The sequence below is a fragment of the Centipeda noxia ATCC 43541 genome, from assembly GCF_000160555.1.
Classification (GTDB): domain Bacteria; phylum Bacillota; class Negativicutes; order Selenomonadales; family Selenomonadaceae; genus Centipeda; species Centipeda noxia.
The window spans coordinates 218,497-230,760 of record NZ_GG749280.1 but is presented as its reverse complement, the minus strand read 5'-3'; the positions used below and the strand labels follow the sequence as shown (position 1 = coordinate 230,760).

The following is a 12,264-nucleotide window of genomic DNA, read 5'->3' as shown; positions in this document are numbered from 1 at the left end:
GGGGCATATGCAGCAACTGACGTATATCGTTTCCGGTACCGCGGATGCCCAGCGCAAAGCGGAGTCGGCGAAGGAAAAACTGGAGCGGATCCCGCATGTGGAGTCGCTGCTTGTCACGATTGCCGCCCCCTGCGAGATGCCGATGGAAGAGGCTCTCCGCATGCGTGACGATGTGCGGAGCATATTCCCGGAAGCGCGGATTCTGGTGCATACATGTGCGCTCAAGATGGCTGATCTGCGCCTCGATACGCACGGAATTATGCTGACGTTCACGGCGCTCGAAGCATCTCGGGCCGAGTTCGTTCTCGTCGACGGCAATACGTCGGATACGGCGACGCAGGAATCGTTTGTCCGGTTTGTAGAGGCGCGTCCGCACACAAAACTGATTGAGTTCTTTGTCGTCGGGCTTATGGATCAGATCGATGACCTGTTCGAAGGATTTTCCGCCGTTGACGAGAGCATTCAGGTGTTCGGCGCCTTCGTCGACGCGGGCCCGATGAACGCGCACGGCTATATCGTTGCGGACGACGCAGCGATGCGGCTCGGCATGCTTGCTGTCGTATTTCACGGGGAAACGCTCCAGGCACATACGGTGCGTAATTTCGGCTGGAACTCGCTCGGGCGCGAAATCATTGCGACGCGCGTGGACGGCTGTACGGTCAAAGAACTCGATAACGATGTCCCGCTCAAAATCTATGAACGCTACTTTGGCATCAAGGGCGACGGAGAGTTCAGCGCAGATGCCGCGCTCTTTCCCCTTTGCTTTGAAGAGGAGGACGGATCCATCTCGGCACGCGTCCCCATCAAGATTGAACAGGGGAGCGGGGAACTTATCTTTGGGATCCCCATGCAGCAGGGGACGAAGTTCCGCCTTGCCTATGGCGATCCCTATGGGATTCTGTCGAAGGCGGCGGAGAATACGCGTGAAATGACGGCGTTCTCCCCCGAGGCGATTCTCGGCACGGTGTGCGTGGGCCATTATCTCCTGCTCGGCGACGATGTCGTAACAGAGATGACGCCGTGTGCGGGATTTCCTTCCTCAGCGGTCTATGTATTCGGTGAGGTGCGCCGTGTAGGCCGGCGTATTTCTACGGCCCACCTCAACGCAATCCTCGTCGGCATGAAGGAAGACACGGATTATGTGAAGGATATCGAGCTGAAGACGAAGCGTGTTGCGCACCTTTCCTACAATCGAAAGATGCTGGCCTTCATGTCGCATTTCATCCGTGTTTCCGAGGAGGAACTCCATACGGCAAATCAGCGCCTCAGCCAGCTCGCGAGCCGTGATGCACTGACGAATCTTCTGAACCGCCGCGAGATGGAGCGCCTGCTCAATGCTGCTGTGGAACATTCGCAGCAGGAAAAGACGCCGCTTTCGGTGATTTTGATGGACATCGACCACTTCAAAGGGATCAACGATACCTACGGGCACGATATGGGGGACAAGGTTCTGCTGACTGTGGCGGAGACGATCTCTCATACGATCCGCGGATCGGATGCGGGCTGCCGCTGGGGCGGCGACGAGTTCTTCATCATTCTCCAAGGTGCGCCGCTGACCGTCGCGGGCAGGGTCGGGGAGCGCATCCGCCGCAAGGTGGAAGGCTTTGAGATGCCCTTTCATCAGCATATCACGATCAGCGTGGGCGTGGCTTCGTTCGATCCGGATCGCGATAATGAACTGCAGCTCTTTAAGAATGCGGATGAGGCGCTCTACCAGGCAAAGGCGGCGGGCAGGAATGCGGTCTACGCGCTTGGACTCGGCAGGATCAATCATACGGAATGATACTATGTGGAGATACGAATATGTTTGACTTTTTGCGTGCACGATTTACGGGCGGCAATCCTTCTCGTTCCAAGAGCGAACAGGCACGCCCCGGCGTACAGCTTCTCGCCTCTGTGCTCGTCTGCTTCCCGGAGATCGAGGCGGTTTCCTATGACCCGCACGAGGGGATGCTGACGATGGATTTTGTCGTTCGCGCAGAGATTCCTCCTGCAGAGATGGAGCGCTTTTCCGCCCTTCTCGCCGAAAGTATTGAAACATACCACCTGATCGGCGATGGGGCAGTGAGCGAGATGAGTTTCTCATATGAGCAGCATGCTGCCCTTACGATGATTCATCTTGCGCGCAGAATGGACGAACTTTCAGAAAAGGAGCTGAGCCTGATCGTTCAGCTGCTCACGGAGCGTTTCGGCAAAGATCTTTTGGTCGACGCCCATGGCGCAGACACGCTTGACGCGGAGTTCAGTTTCCTTCAGCATGAAACGCTGGAGCGCATGCTCCTGGCGGTGCGCGAGATCCCGCTGCGGGATCGGCTGGTTGGAATTCGGGAGCGCGATCAGGTGGTTGTCTACAATCGATGAAGAAGGGCTTCGAAGGAGGAAAAGACGTGCGTATCATGCTGGTCGGTGATGTCGTCGGCCGCGCGGGACGGCGCGCCTTTCGCACGATAACGCCGCGCCTGCGGGCAGAGCGTAAGGTGGATGTCGTCATCGTCAACGGAGAGAACTCTGCGGGCGGCAAAGGGTTTACGCGCAAGGCCCTTGATGAACTCTATGCGGGCGGCGCCGACATTGTGACCTCAGGCAATCACGTCTGGGATAAAAAGGATGTCTTCGCCTTTATTGACGAGGATCCCTTTCTCGTGCGCCCCGCCAATTATCCAGAGGGGACACCCGGGCAGGGATACTGCATCTTTCCGTTTAAGGCGGTGAATATCGCCGTCATGAATCTGTCGGGCCGTTCTTTCATGCCCGCGCTCGACTGCCCTTTTCAAAAGGCGGACAACATTCTTGCGGAAATTGAGGGAAAAGCAGACATTATTGTCCTCGATTTTCACGCCGAGACCACCTCGGAGAAGCTTGCTATGGCGCATTACATGGATGGGCGCGTCGATATCGTTGTCGGTACGCATACGCATGTGCAGACGGCGGACGAGCAGATCCTGCCGGACGGAACGGCGTATATCACGGATCTCGGCATGGTGGGAGCACGCAGTTCTATTCTTGGCGTGCGCACGGATCTGGTGATCCAAAAGTTCCGTACCGGGATGCCCGTACGGTTTGAAATGGCGGAAGGAGCGGCAGAATATGCCGCGGTGATCGCGGATGTCGATCCGAACGGGCGCAGCCCCGGAGCGATCGAACGTATTCTGATCCGCGAAGAAGAGTAAACGAGGAGAACATATCATAATGCCAAGCGATTTGCATATCCATACGACCTTTTCCGACGGGCGTGATACCCCGGAGGAGATCGTGGAGGCGGCAAAGGCTGCGGGGCTGCGCTATATCGCCATCACTGACCATGACAGCGTGGAGGGCGTTACTGAGCTCTATGAGAGCGGACGTTACGGCTCCGGCAGCCTCCGGATCATTCCAGGGGTCGGGTTCAGCGTCAGCGATGCGCAGCGTGAAGTTCATATATTAGGATATAATATCGATATTTACGATGCCGGACTGCAGGAGAAACTGGAGGAGATCAGCGAGGCGCGCTGGACGCGCTTTACAGAGATCGTGGAACTTCTGAACGGGCTTGGCTATGAGATCGGCGAGACCGAGGTGCTGACGGATGAAGGCATGTGCAAAGCGGTTGGACGCTCCCATGTGGCCCGTGTCCTCGTCAAAAAAGGCTATTTCGACACGATACGTGCCTGCTTTGATCAGCTGCTCCTTCGGGGGCGGCCCGCATATGTGCCGCATCTCCGCCTTTCCTCCGAGGAAATGATTCAACTCATCCGGGCGGCGGGGGGGATTCCCGTACTCGCGAATCCCAAGGAAGCCGGCGATGAGCAGCTGATCGATACACTCGTTGAGCAGGGGCTCCAAGGTCTTGAGGTTTTTTATCCGAGCTATGATCAGCAGGATGTGCGGCACTATCTGGACGTTGCACAAAAGCACGGCCTGCTCGTATCGGGAGGGTCGGATTACCGGGGATTTCCGGGGCGCGAGCCGGAATCGATCGGCGCGTTTACGATAGAGGATGTCTACGCAGAGAATTTCTATCGCCCGCCCCATTCCGTGTAAGAGATACATCAAGCAATCATTTTCAGCCAGACGAAATGAAAAGAGGAAAGACACTATGGACGTTATCGCCCTTGTCGGCCCGAGCGGTACCGGCAAAAGCCACCGCGCCCTGTGGGTCGCCCGAAACAATGGCGCAGACGCTATCATTGACGACGGCATTCTGATTAAGGATGGAAAGGTGATCGGAGGAACCTCGGCAAAGAAGGAGAAGAACCGCATCATGGCGGTTCGCCGTGCCATCTTTGTACTGCCGGGGCATGCTTCCGCCGTACGCAAGGCCATTGCAGAATCCCTTCCGCGCCGGATTCTGCTTCTTGGCACGTCCGAGAATATGGTGCAGAAGATCGCAAAGACTTTGCGCATCGGCCCCGTCAGCAAGATCATCCGCATCGAGGACATTGCCTCGAAAAAGGACATGGAGATCGCAAAGTATCACCGCCTCAAGCGGGGAGAACACATCATCCCGGTGCCGAGCATCGAACTCAAGCCGCATTTTTCAGGATATCTCATCGATCCGATCAAGAGCTTCTTCAAGACATCCTCATCGAGGCGCCGCCGTCTCGGCGAGCGTTCCATTGTACGCCCCGTATTCAGCTACTACGGGAAGCTCATCATCGATGACTCAGTTATTAAGAACATTGTGCACATCGTCGCCGAGAAGCTGGACGAGGTCTACCGTGTGGGTGCGGCGCACGTCTATCATGTCGTCAACGGGGATGAAGATCTGGGGATTACCGTCTCGCTGGAGATCGTCTTTGCCTATGGGTATGCGATTGCAGAGACGATGGAAGCGCTGCGCAGAGATCTGCAGATGGAGATCGAGCGCATGACGGGGATGGTTGTACATGAAATTGACATCCTTGTCAAGAGTCTGCATGTCGATCTCACGCATCAGGTTCATGCATAATTTTCAGATTTGAATGCCAATATAATTACATCAGAATTAAAAACGCGCTTCACTTTTTAGGGAAAAAGTGCTAGAATGAAAAGGATTTTTTGAGGAAATGTAGAACTAAAAGAATATATCTGTTTTGTGTGCAGGTTTCCTGTGCGCACAAATGAGTGGGAAAGGAATGTGACGTTTCGTGCTTGAGCAGCTGGTAAATACCCCGACAATCGATATCGGCAGCCGTGCCATGGCGGCAGCGTCTCTTCGGCATGAGGTACTCAGCAATAATATTGCAAACGTGAACACGCCGTATTTCAGACGGAGTCATGTCCGGTTTGAGGATCTGCTGAAACAGGAGCTGGGCATGGACAGCGACCCGTTGATGAAGGTCGTGCGCACGCATGACCGACACCTGCCGGCTGCGTTTCATGGGAAGGCGCGTGCCGTGATCGAACAGGACGCGACGACCAATATGCGTCTGGACGGGAATAACGTCGATATTGACATCGAGATGGCCGAGGTAGCAAAGAATCAACTTTACTACAGCGCGCTGGCGAATGCGTTGGGAGGACACATCAACAAGCTGAAGACTGTCATCAACAGCGGACAGAACGGCTGATAAGCGGGAGGACACGATATGGGAATGTTTCTGGGAATTGATGCAGCAGCTTCCGGTCTTACGGCAGAGCGGCTGCGTATGGACGTGATTTCCAATAATATTGCGAACGCGAATACGACGCGTGCGCAGGGCGGAGGCGCCTATCACCGCCGCTATGTGGTCTTCCAGCCCCGTGAAAAGGGGAACGGGATCGGATTTGAGTCGTTCCTCGCGCGTGCCTCTGACCGCCTGCGCCCCGGTGACGGCGTTCGCGCGGTATCCATTGAGACGGATCGCTCGCAGGGAACGCTCGTCTACGAGCCCGGGCATCCGGATGCCAATGCGGACGGCTATGTGGAGCGTCCGAACGTCAATATTGTTGCCGAGATGGTGGATATGATCTCGGCTTCCCGCGGCTACGAAGCAAATGCGACGACCATCAACGCAGCCAAGTCCATGGTGACGGCAGCGCTTCGCATCGGCGGCGGGAACTGATTCCTGCACACATTTTAAGGGAGATCAATGTATATGGAAGTACAGGCACTGCAAATGACCCCCGTAACGATGCGTGCAGTCAGTCATCTGGGGGAAACCATCGAAAAGCCCGAGGAAAAAAGCTTCGGCACGTATCTCAAAGATGCCCTTTCCGAGGTGAACCAGCTCCAGCTTGCATCGGATGAGCAGAACAAATTGCTTGCCGCAGGCGAAGTCTCGGATATCTCTCAGGTCGTCGTTGCGGGGCAGAAGGCTGAGATCGCACTGCAGCTCACGCTGCAGCTGCGCAATCGCGCAGTCTCTGCCTATCAGGAAATCATGCGGATGCAGGTATAAGGAATACCTGCCGTTTCGCGCGCCTCCGGGGCGGGCACAACCGTGATGACTTGAAGGGAAAGAGATTATGGGAGAGTGGAAAGAGCGCGGCCTGGCGATGTGGAAACGCTTTGATAAACGGCAGCGCTACATCATGCTCGGTTCGGCGCTCGCGATTCTCGTCCTGATCTTTGGTCTGAGTTTCTGGTACGGCAGCAAACCTGATATGGTTCCGCTGTTCACCGACATGGAGACCAAGGATGCAGGCGAAGTCGCCAAGCAGCTTCGTGAGTCGAAGATCAGCTACGAAATACAAGAGAATAAGTCAGGCACAACCATCCTTGTTCCTACGACGAACGTCCATGAGGCGCGGCTTAATCTTGCCACGCAGGGACTGCCGCGCGGGAACAAGGGTTTTGAGATATTCGATGACAGCAAACTCGGCGTCACGGAGTTCCAGAACCGCGTCAATTACCTTCAGGCCCTCCAGGGCGAGCTGACGCGTACGATTGAACAAATTGAGGCCGTCGAGAAGGCCCGCGTTCATATCGTTTTGCCGGAGGACAGCCTCTACAAAAAAGAGGAGAAGCCTGCAACGGCTTCTATTATGCTGCGTCTCAAGCCGAATGCGGAGCTGACCAAGAAAGAGATCAAGGGTATTGTCAACCTTGCCGCGCACAGCGTAAAGGGACTGATGCCCGAGAACATCACGATTGTTGACGACACGGGCAAGATTTTGAACGACCCGGACGATCAGGATGAGAACGCGATCGGGGTCAAGACGCTCACGCAGCTCGACATGACGCGCAAAGTACAGGATAATATCGAAAAGAAGGTACAGTCCCTGCTCGATCAGACGCTTGGTGAGGGGCGTGCTTTCGCGCGCGTCAGCGTAGAACTGGACTTTGACGATCGTCTGACCGATCGGCAGACTTTTACGCCTGTGGTCGACGATGCGGGCATCATACGCAGCCAGCAGGACATCTCGGAGAGCTACGTCGGCAACTCCACCAATCCCGGCGGCCCTGCAGGCGTGCAGAGCAACGTTCCCGGCTATGTGGAGCAGGAGGCAAATGCAAACGCCGAATACGAGAAAAAAGAATCTACAAAGAACTATGAGATCAACGAGGAGCGCCAGCATGTCATTGCGTCTCCCGGATCGATCCGTCGTCTCACCGTCGCCGTCCTCGTCAACGACGATGTGACCCAGCCGCAGCAGGAGAGTATCCTGCGCACGGTGAGCAGTGCAGCGGGCATCAATCCGACGCGCGGCGATACGATCTCCGTCGAACCTCTGCCGTTCAGCACGGAGGCGGCAGAGCGCCGCGCTGCGGAGGAACAGGCAGAGAAGGATCGTCAGGATCGGATCTTCTACGCGCAGGTCGGCCTTGCGCTCCTCATCATTGCGCTCATCGTCGGCGGCATTCTCATGTACCGCCGGAAGAAGCGCCTCGAACGCGAAGCGGCAGAAGAAGCGCAGCGCATTGAAGAAGCGCGGGCTGCAGAGGAGCGTGCCGCGGCGATTGCAGCGGGCGAGGTTGAAGAGGAAGACCTCTCCGAGGAGGAACAGCATCAGATGAACCAGAAACTCGCCCTCCTCGCCCTCATCGATTCCAAGCCGGAAGAGGTGGCGCTCCTCGTCAAGACGTGGCTTTCGGAGGAGGAGTAAATATGCCTGATATGTATGGCAGCGGAGATCTGACCAATCAGCAGAAGGCGGCAATCCTCTTCATCGCGATCGGACCGGAGTACTCCGCCAAGTTGTTCCAGCATATGGACGACGATGAGATCGAGCAGCTGACGCTCGAGATTGCAAATCAAAAACAAGTTTCATCTGCGCTTAAGGCAGAAATTATCGCCGAGTTTTATTCTATGTGCATGGCGCAGGATTACATTTCCTCGGGCGGCCTGCAGTATGCGCAGAATGTCCTGGAGAAGGCGCTCGGCCCGGACAAGGCGCTCGAGATCATCAACCGCCTCACGACGAGCCTTCAGGTGCGCCCCTTCGACTTCCTGCGCAAGACCGATCCTGCACAGCTGCTCAACTTCATACAGAACGAACATCCGCAGACCATCGCGCTCATCATGGCGTATCTCGAGCCGGATCAAGCAGCGATCGTCCTCGGTTCATTGCCGCCGGAGTCGCAGGTAGAGGTTACGAAGCGCGTTGCAATGATGGATCGCACGTCGCCGGATTTCATTCGCGAAGTGGAGCGCGTGTTGGAGAGAAAACTGTCCTCGATGGTAACACAGGACTTTACCACGGCGGGCGGCATCAAGGCGATTGTCGAGGTGCTCAACCGTGTCGACCGCACGACGGAAAAGGCGATTGTAGAGACCCTCGAGGTCGACAATCCGGAGCTTGCCGAAGAGATCAAAAAGCTCATGTTTGTCTTCGAGGACATTGTTCAGATCGACGACCGCTCGCTGCAGCTTGTTCTGCGCCAGGTCGAGACAAAGGATCTTTCCCTCGCCCTCAAGGCGACGCCGCAGGAAGTCGCCGACAAGGTGTTCAAGAATATGTCGACGCGTGCGGCGGATATGCTGCGCGAGGAGATCGAGTTCATGGGTCCGGTCAAGATTCGCGACGTCGAGGAGGCCCAGCAGAAGGTCGTCAGCATCATCCGCGTGCTCGAGGACAAGGGCGAGATCGTGATTTCGCGCGGCAAGGGAGACGAGATGATTGTCTAGAGTTATCAAGGCAGCCGTCTGGGAAGAGAATCCGCACCTCATTGATGCACCGCCCCCGCCGCCGCCCTCCCGCGAGGAGGGGGAGGAAGAGGGCGTCAGTGAAGAGACCGTTCAGTACCTGCTTGCCCGCATTGAAGCACGCGAACAGGCAATGGACGAGCGCGTCAAAGAGGCGGAGATCCAGGTCGCCGTCCTCCGCGGAGAAGCCGAGAAGGAACGCGACCAGCTTCTGAGTGAGGCTCAAACACAGATCGAACAGGAACGCGAGGAGGCTCGTGCCAAAGGGCATGAAGACGGCTTTGCCGCGGGAAGAGAGGCAGGAGAAGCCGCGGTACGCGCCGAGATGGAAGATCTCATCCGGCAGACCAATGCCCAGGCAGAGAAAACCCTGCGCGACGCGCATGACGCCATGCGGGACTATGTTATTCATGCGGAGCAGGACATTGTTTCCATTGCCATGGAGGCCGTGGAACGCGTTCTGCCGCAGCATTTCATCGATGTGCCGCAGATGGTTCTGCCCGTCGTGCGCGACGCGATTCTGCGCGTCAAGGATCAAAAGGAGATCGTTGTTCATGTTCCGCCCAACAGCTACGATTTTGTGCTGATGGCGCGCGATGAGCTGCGCGGCATTCTGACGGCGGGAGATACGAATCTCACCATCACCTCCGACGATGGGCTAAAGCCCGGAGACTGTCTCGTGGAGACGCCGAACGGAAATGTTGACGCACGTCTGCAGACACAGATCGAGCAGCTTAAGAAGGCTGTGCGGGAAGTTATGCTATGAATATGAGTGAAACGGGGGGGAATCCCCCATTTTCCATAGATATCCATAAATTTCAGGATGCCCTGCGCGCATGTTCGCCAATGAAACTGACGGGGAAAGTGACGCAGATCATCGGCCTTGTCATCGAGTCGCAGGGCCCGACGGTCACCGTCGGTGAGCTGTGCTATGTGAGTTCTCATTTCTCAGGGATGCCGCCTGTTCCCGCGGAGGTGGTCGGCTTTCGTGAGGGGAGCGTGCTCCTCATGCCAGTCGGTGAAATGCAGGGCATCGGCCCCGGCTGCGAGGTCATCGCTACGGGCCGACGCCTGCGGGTTAAGGTCGGCGAGGAGCTGCTCGGGCGCGTACTGGACGGGCTCGGCAATCCGATTGACGGCAAGGGACCGATTCTTGCGCAGGAGGAATATCCCCTGCAGGCCCCTCCGCCTCCGCCGCTCACGCGCCCGCGCATTCACGACAACCTCTACGTCGGTGTACGCGCCATTGATGGGCTCATCACGCTCGGTGACGGGCAGCGCATCGGCATCATGGCGGGCTCCGGCGTCGGCAAATCGACGCTGCTCTCTATGATCGCGCGCAATACCGAGGCGGACATCAGCGTCATCACTCTCGTCGGGGAACGCGGCCGTGAGGTGCGTGACTTCATTGAGCGTGATCTCGGCGAGGAGGGGCTCAAACGCTCTGTGGTCGTTGTTGCGACCTCCGACCAGCCTGCGCTTGTGCGCATCAAGGGGGCGATGACGGGCACGGCAATCGCCGAGTATTTCCGCGATCAGGGGCATAAGGTCGTTCTTATGATGGACTCGGTCACGCGTTTTGCGATGGCGCAGCGCGAGGTCGGCCTCACCATCGGCGAGCCGCCCGCGACACGCGGCTATACGCCGTCTGTCTTTGCGATGCTTCCGCGCCTGCTCGAACGCGCAGGCACGAGCGAGAGAGGCTCCATCACAGGCATCTATACCGTTCTTGTTGACGGTGATGATATGAATGAGCCCATTGCGGACGCCGTCCGCTCCATTCTTGATGGGCATATCGTACTCTCACGCCGCATTGCGGCGCAGAACCATTTCCCGGCGATCGATGTGCTCGGCAGCGTCAGCCGCGTTATGTACGAGGTTGTGGACAAGAGCCATCTGGAAGCGGCGCAGGAGATGCGCCAGCTCATGGCGGTCTATGCCGAGGCGGAGGATCTCATTCATATCGGGGCATATGTCAAAGGATCCAGTCCGAAGATCGATGCTGCCATTCAAAAGATTGACGGCATCAACGAGTTCCTTCGGCAGGATATCTATGAGGTGACCTCCTATGAGGAGACGGAGCAGCAGCTCCTCGCCGCTGTTGGAAAGTCTGAACCTGCGCCCGCCCCCGCTGAGGAAAGCACATGAAAAAATTTCGTTTTCAGTTGGAAACCCTTCTTAAGGTTACACGCATGAAGAAGGAGGAGGCAGAGGTCGCCTTTGCCGAGGCGGTGCGCCGTTTGGACGAGGCGCGCGCCTGCCAGCGCCGGCTCCTGGAGGAGATGGCGCAGGGGCAGCGCGACTACGAGGAACTCTCGAAGGTGGGCACTCGCATCAAGATCGGCCGCCTCATGAGTTTTAATCAGTTCTTCGGGTGGAAGCGGCAGCAGATCGAGGATCAGCAGCAGGTCATCCTGCAGGCGAGTGCCGAGCGGCAGAAGCGGCTCAAAGTTCTTATGGAGCACATGAGTGCACTTAAAAGCATCGAAAAACTGAGGGAAAAACGCCTTGCGGAATACAAGACAGAGATCTTGCAGGAGGAGCAGAAGATGCTCGATGAGATCGGTCTGCAGCTGACGATGCGGAATAGGGAATTGGAGGAAGCGGTATGATGGATCTTTCGGGCGTTCGCCAGATACAGGCGCGTATTGCGGAGATCGAAGGGCAGTTTGCGCTGCCGAAGCAGGACCTCCCAGGGATGGATTTTGCATCAAAACTTCAGCAGGAAATCAATCGCAGTGCCAATGGCGCTGCCGCTAAAGCCTATGCCGCGCAGCGCGTGCAGGCGGGTGACGCCGCTGCAGCGCCTGCGCACATGCAGAATACGTCTGCAGCGGATCGGACCACACTGGCCGATCCGAATCTCGCGCGCACAATTCACCGTGCGGCGCAGAAATACGGGCTCGATCCAAAACTCGTCTCCGCCGTTGCGGAGGTCGAGTCCGGTGGAAATCAGAAGGCCGTTTCGCCTGCAGGCGCGGTCGGGGTCATGCAGCTGATGCCTGAGACGGCAGCCGGGCTTGGGGTTGATCCCTATAATCTGGAGGGCAATATTGAGGGCGGAGCGAAGTACCTGCGGGAGATGCTCGACGCCTTCGGCGGCGATGTGAAGAAGGCCGTTGCCGCCTATAATGCCGGGCCGAATGCGGTAAAGGCGTACGGCGGTGTTCCGCCCTATGCCGAGACGCAGAATTATGTCGACAGTGTTCTGGACATCTACCGCTGAGCGAATAAATCG

Annotated in this window: 14 protein-coding genes; all 14 read left to right on the top strand. The window is 57.1% G+C overall.

The window, feature by feature from the left end:
• Positions 1 to 7: 7 nt before the first annotated feature.
• Positions 8 to 1,783: a sensor domain-containing diguanylate cyclase gene (locus HMPREF7545_RS04945; protein WP_006695774.1), complete on the top strand. Its 1,776-nt coding sequence runs from the start codon at positions 8 to 10 to the stop codon at positions 1,781 to 1,783.
• A 20-nt stretch (positions 1,784 to 1,803) separates the two neighbouring features.
• A complete protein-coding gene (locus HMPREF7545_RS04940) occupies positions 1,804 to 2,361 on the top strand; it encodes a hypothetical protein (RefSeq protein ID WP_006695773.1) in 558 nt (185 codons plus the stop codon).
• 26 nt (positions 2,362 to 2,387) lie between these two features.
• Positions 2,388 to 3,170 carry a TIGR00282 family metallophosphoesterase gene (locus tag HMPREF7545_RS04935; RefSeq protein WP_006695772.1) on the top strand — a complete coding sequence of 261 codons (783 nt, stop codon included), beginning with the start codon at positions 2,388 to 2,390 and terminating at the stop codon, positions 3,168 to 3,170.
• A gap of 19 nt (positions 3,171 to 3,189) precedes the next feature.
• On the top strand, positions 3,190 to 4,020 hold the full coding sequence (locus tag HMPREF7545_RS04930) for a PHP domain-containing protein (RefSeq protein ID WP_006694591.1): 831 nt from the start codon (positions 3,190 to 3,192) through the stop codon (positions 4,018 to 4,020).
• A gap of 55 nt (positions 4,021 to 4,075) precedes the next feature.
• Positions 4,076 to 4,927: an Asp23/Gls24 family envelope stress response protein gene (locus tag HMPREF7545_RS04925; RefSeq protein ID WP_006694590.1), complete on the top strand. Its 852-nt coding sequence runs from the start codon at positions 4,076 to 4,078 to the stop codon at positions 4,925 to 4,927.
• 178 nt (positions 4,928 to 5,105) lie between these two features.
• Complete coding sequence (flgB, locus tag HMPREF7545_RS04920; protein WP_006694589.1) at positions 5,106 to 5,528, top strand: flagellar basal body rod protein FlgB; 423 nt, start codon at positions 5,106 to 5,108, stop codon at positions 5,526 to 5,528.
• Positions 5,529 to 5,546: 18 nt separating this feature from the next.
• On the top strand, positions 5,547 to 6,002 hold the full coding sequence (gene flgC / locus HMPREF7545_RS04915) for a flagellar basal body rod protein FlgC (protein WP_006694588.1): 456 nt from the start codon (positions 5,547 to 5,549) through the stop codon (positions 6,000 to 6,002).
• A 33-nt stretch (positions 6,003 to 6,035) separates the two neighbouring features.
• Positions 6,036 to 6,338, top strand: coding sequence for a flagellar hook-basal body complex protein FliE (gene fliE, locus HMPREF7545_RS04910; protein ID WP_006695771.1), 303 nt, complete (start codon positions 6,036 to 6,038; stop codon positions 6,336 to 6,338).
• Between the two features lie 67 nt (positions 6,339 to 6,405).
• Complete coding sequence (gene fliF / locus HMPREF7545_RS04905) at positions 6,406 to 7,986, top strand: flagellar basal-body MS-ring/collar protein FliF (RefSeq protein ID WP_006694586.1); 1,581 nt, start codon at positions 6,406 to 6,408, stop codon at positions 7,984 to 7,986.
• Between the two features lie 2 nt (positions 7,987 to 7,988).
• Positions 7,989 to 9,008, top strand: a complete 1,020-nt coding sequence (fliG, locus tag HMPREF7545_RS04900; RefSeq protein WP_006694585.1) for a flagellar motor switch protein FliG — start codon at positions 7,989 to 7,991, stop codon at positions 9,006 to 9,008.
• Positions 9,001 to 9,792 carry a FliH/SctL family protein gene (locus HMPREF7545_RS04895; RefSeq protein ID WP_006694584.1) on the top strand — a complete coding sequence of 264 codons (792 nt, stop codon included), beginning with the start codon at positions 9,001 to 9,003 and terminating at the stop codon, positions 9,790 to 9,792. The genes fliG and HMPREF7545_RS04895 overlap by 8 nt, the downstream gene beginning before the upstream one ends.
• The gene (gene fliI / locus HMPREF7545_RS04890; RefSeq protein ID WP_006694583.1) at positions 9,789 to 11,174 is read left to right on the top strand and encodes a flagellar protein export ATPase FliI; all 1,386 of its coding nucleotides are present in this window, start codon (positions 9,789 to 9,791) and stop codon (positions 11,172 to 11,174) included. Before HMPREF7545_RS04895 ends, fliI begins: the two co-directional genes overlap by 4 nt.
• Entirely contained in the window at positions 11,171 to 11,638 is a 468-nt protein-coding gene (gene fliJ / locus HMPREF7545_RS04885; protein ID WP_006694582.1) for a flagellar export protein FliJ, read from the top strand. The genes fliI and fliJ overlap by 4 nt, the downstream gene beginning before the upstream one ends.
• Positions 11,635 to 12,252 (top strand): lytic transglycosylase domain-containing protein, encoded by a 618-nt coding sequence (locus tag HMPREF7545_RS04880; RefSeq protein ID WP_006694581.1) that lies wholly within the window; start codon positions 11,635 to 11,637, stop codon positions 12,250 to 12,252. Before fliJ ends, HMPREF7545_RS04880 begins: the two co-directional genes overlap by 4 nt.
• Positions 12,253 to 12,264 lie beyond the last annotated feature (12 nt).

What these genes read in the sequence shown, in the direction of transcription:
- HMPREF7545_RS04945 (WP_006695774.1), top strand. Translation starts at nt 8, where the DNA reads ATGCAGCAACTGACGTATATCGTTTCCGGTACCGCGGATGCCCAGCGC.
- fliI (WP_006694583.1), top strand. Translation starts at nt 9,789, where the DNA reads ATGAATATGAGTGAAACGGGGGGGAATCCCCCATTTTCCATAGATATC.
- HMPREF7545_RS04925 (WP_006694590.1), top strand. Translation starts at nt 4,076, where the DNA reads ATGGACGTTATCGCCCTTGTCGGCCCGAGCGGTACCGGCAAAAGCCAC.
- flgC (WP_006694588.1), top strand. Translation starts at nt 5,547, where the DNA reads ATGGGAATGTTTCTGGGAATTGATGCAGCAGCTTCCGGTCTTACGGCA.
- fliE (WP_006695771.1), top strand. Translation starts at nt 6,036, where the DNA reads ATGGAAGTACAGGCACTGCAAATGACCCCCGTAACGATGCGTGCAGTC.
- fliF (WP_006694586.1), top strand. Translation starts at nt 6,406, where the DNA reads ATGGGAGAGTGGAAAGAGCGCGGCCTGGCGATGTGGAAACGCTTTGAT.
- HMPREF7545_RS04930 (WP_006694591.1), top strand. Translation starts at nt 3,190, where the DNA reads ATGCCAAGCGATTTGCATATCCATACGACCTTTTCCGACGGGCGTGAT.
- fliG (WP_006694585.1), top strand. Translation starts at nt 7,989, where the DNA reads ATGCCTGATATGTATGGCAGCGGAGATCTGACCAATCAGCAGAAGGCG.
- fliJ (WP_006694582.1), top strand. Translation starts at nt 11,171, where the DNA reads ATGAAAAAATTTCGTTTTCAGTTGGAAACCCTTCTTAAGGTTACACGC.
- HMPREF7545_RS04880 (WP_006694581.1), top strand. Translation starts at nt 11,635, where the DNA reads ATGATGGATCTTTCGGGCGTTCGCCAGATACAGGCGCGTATTGCGGAG.
- HMPREF7545_RS04940 (WP_006695773.1), top strand. Translation starts at nt 1,804, where the DNA reads ATGTTTGACTTTTTGCGTGCACGATTTACGGGCGGCAATCCTTCTCGT.